The organism is Streptomyces sp. MBT65 (assembly GCF_016612545.1).
Classification (GTDB): domain Bacteria; phylum Actinomycetota; class Actinomycetes; order Streptomycetales; family Streptomycetaceae; genus Streptomyces.
The window spans coordinates 1-2925 of the sequence record NZ_JAENRY010000549.1 but is presented as its reverse complement, the minus strand read 5'-3'; the positions used below and the strand labels follow the sequence as shown (position 1 = coordinate 2925).

4 protein-coding genes are annotated in these 2925 nt (G+C 68.4%); 2 read left to right on the top strand and 2 right to left on the bottom strand.

Going from position 1 to position 2925, the window contains the following annotated elements; all coding sequences use genetic code 11:
* Positions 1-41: 41 nt before the first annotated feature.
* Positions 42-647, top strand: a complete 606-nt coding sequence (locus JHN63_RS50105; protein ID WP_200691794.1) for a MarC family protein — start codon at positions 42-44, stop codon at positions 645-647.
* 99 nt (positions 648-746) lie between these two features.
* Here JHN63_RS50105 and JHN63_RS50100 read toward each other — a convergent pair whose 3' ends face one another.
* Positions 747-899 (bottom strand): hypothetical protein, encoded by a 153-nt coding sequence (locus JHN63_RS50100; protein ID WP_093629009.1) that lies wholly within the window; start codon positions 897-899, stop codon positions 747-749.
* A gap of 195 nt (positions 900-1094) precedes the next feature.
* On the opposite strand from JHN63_RS50100, the gene JHN63_RS50095 reads away from it, so the two are divergent.
* Positions 1095-1988, top strand: a complete 894-nt coding sequence (locus JHN63_RS50095; protein WP_200691793.1) for an NYN domain-containing protein — start codon at positions 1095-1097, stop codon at positions 1986-1988.
* Between the two features lie 55 nt (positions 1989-2043).
* Here JHN63_RS50095 and JHN63_RS50090 read toward each other — a convergent pair whose 3' ends face one another.
* Complete coding sequence (locus JHN63_RS50090) at positions 2044-2922, bottom strand: alpha/beta fold hydrolase (RefSeq protein WP_200691795.1); 879 nt, start codon at positions 2920-2922, stop codon at positions 2044-2046.
* Positions 2923-2925 lie beyond the last annotated feature (3 nt).

The following is a 2925-nucleotide window of genomic DNA, read 5'->3' as shown; positions in this document are numbered from 1 at the left end:
TGTCCCCACCCCCTCCCATCTGCAAGGCTTGTGGCTCACCCATGTTCGACGTCGCCGTCTTCGGCTCCCTCTTCCTGACCCTTTTTGTCATCATGGATCCCCCTGGGATCACCCCGATCTTCCTCGCGCTGACCGCCGGACGACCGTCCAAGGTGCAGAAGCGGATGGCCTTCCAGGCCGTGTGCGTCGCGGGTGGGGTGATCACCGTCTTCGGGCTGCTGGGGCATCAGATCCTCGACTATCTGCATGTCTCCGTGCCCGCGCTGATGATCGCGGGCGGACTGCTGCTCCTGCTGATCGCGCTCGACCTGCTCACCGGCAAGACCGACGAGCCGAAGCAGACCAAGGACGTCAACGTCGCCCTCGTACCGCTGGGCATGCCGCTGCTCGCCGGGCCCGGTGCGATCGTGTCCGTCATCCTCGCCGTGCAGAAGTCCGACAGCGCGGCCGCGCAGGTGTCGGTGTGGACGGCGATCCTCGCCATCCATGTCGTGCTGTGGATCGTGATGCGGTACTCGCTGCTGATCATCCGGGTCATCAAGGACGGCGGGGTCGTGCTGGTGACGCGGCTCGCGGGGATGATGCTGTCCGCCATCGCCGTGCAGCAGATCATCAACGGGATCACCCAGGTGATCCGGGCGAGTTGAGGCCGTGAACGCAGAACCCCCGCACGGCATCGGTGCCGTACGGGGGTCCTGAAGTGTGGTCGCGATCCGTCTTCGGTACGCGGGTAAATGTCGTAGGTGTTACGAGGTCTTGGTCTCGGCGGGACGGATCCACAGTCGCTGTCCAATGGCGGCGGCCTGTTGCACGATCCGATTGACGGAGGCGGCGTCCACGACGGTGCTGTCCACGGTGGTGCCGTCGACCTCGTCGAGACGCATGATTTCGAAGCGCATGGCTTCTCCCTTCGTCTGGTCATCCTCCTGAGGAGAACTACTTGGTTACGTATGGAGTCAACGGGATGCGTGTTACAAACATTCCCTACGCTAAGGAAATTTTTCGCACGCCTAATTACTGACCGGTAAGAGATCGGCGCGAGACTGACCGGGACCGGTTGTGTTCGCAGCGTGACCGCCGGGACAATGGAGCCGATGAACGACGACCTCGCGGCCCTCAGCGCCCGCATCGACCGCACGAACGAGCTGCTGCAGCGCATGCTCGCCGAAGTGGCGAAGACGCCCTCGACGCATGCGATCTTCGTCGACGCCGGGTATTTGTATGCAGCCGCAGGCCGGCTCGTCTCCGGGACCGAGGACCGACGTACCTTCGATCTCGACACCGAGGGCCTCATCGAGGCGCTCATCGACAAGGCCCGCACGATCTTCGCGGACAGCCGGCTGCTGCGCGTCTACTGGTACGACGGCGCCCGCCGCCGCATCCACACCGCCGAGCAGCAGGCCATCGCCGAACTCCCGGACGTGAAGGTGCGGTTGGGCAATCTCAACGCCAACAACCAGCAGAAGGGCGTCGATTCACTCATCCGCTCCGACCTGGAGTCCCTCGCCCGGCACCGCGCCATCAGCGACGCGGCCCTCATCGGCGGCGACGAGGACCTGGTCTCGGCGGTCGAGGCGGCCCAAGGGTACGGCGCCCGCGTCCACTTGTGGGGCATCGAGGCGCCGGAGGGCCGCAACCAGGCGGAGCCGCTCCTCTGGGAGGTCGACAGCCAGCGCACCTTCGACCTCGACTTCTTCAAGCCGTACGTCTCCCGGCGCGCGTCCGCCGTCTACGAGGCCGCCGCCACCCGGCCCACCCGCGACGACGTCCGCTTCGTGGGCGCGCAGATCGCGGCGAAGTGGCTCTCGGCGCGGGGGCGGGAGGCGCTGGTCGAGCTGCTGCCCGGGCATCCGTATCTGCCGGGTTCGGTCGACCAGGATCTGCTGGTCGAGGCGGAAGGGCTGCTTCAGTACTCGCTGCGCGGCCAGGCCGATCTGCGGCGGGCGCTGCGGGACGGGTTCTGGGAGCACCTCCAGACGCAGTACTGACCCTTCTGACGGGGGCAGTGCTGACTCCCTTCTTAAAGGGCTGCCGTGTCCCTTCTCAAAGGGCGGCCGTGTCCCAGAAGTCGGCGATCGCCTTGGCCGTCGCGGCCGGCTGGTCCGTGTTCGGTGAGTGCTCGGCCCCCGCGACGACCGTCCGCCGCGCCTTCAGCCGTACGGCCATGTCGTCGAGGAGCGGCACCGGCCAGGTGTCGTCGCGCGAGCCCGACAGGACGTGGGTGGGGAGCCCGGTGGCGGCCAGCTCGGCGACCCGGTCCGGCTCGTCGCACAACTGGCGTCCCGCCGCGAGGAGTTGAGCCGGCTGGGTGCCCAGCCAACGGCGGCGCAGGTCGGCCCGGTCGTCGAGACCCTCGTCCAGCCCACCGCCGGTCTCGGTGTCCTCCGGGGCTTCCATCGCCTGGATCGCGTCCCACACCTCGGCCATCGACATCACGGCGAGCGCGTCCCGCAGCAACTTCACACGCTGCTGCTGGGAGGCGGAGATCTCCGCGGGACCCGACGCCATCAGCGTCAGCGACACGAACGGCGAGGCGTCCAGGAGGACGGCGGCCCGGGCGACATGCCCGCCGAAGGAGTGCCCGAGCAGATGCACCGGCGCGCCCACGGTCTCCGCCAGCGCGAGCACGTCCCGCGCCAACTCGGCCTGGGCGTAAGGGGATTCGTCCTTCGCCGGTCCGTCCGTCTCGTACTGGCCGCGCCCGTCCACGGCCACGGTCCGGTACCCGCGCGCCCCGAACGCCTCGTGCAGGGGGTTGAAGTCCTCCTTGCTCCCGGTGAACCCCGGCAGCAACAGCGCGACGCCCTTCGGCTCGACGCCGTCGCCCACGGGCGAGTCCACGACGGCGAACACACCGCGAGCGGTCCGCAGCGGGTAGGCGCGAGCGCCGGGGGGCGGGGTGAAGGAGGGGGGCCTGCTCATGGG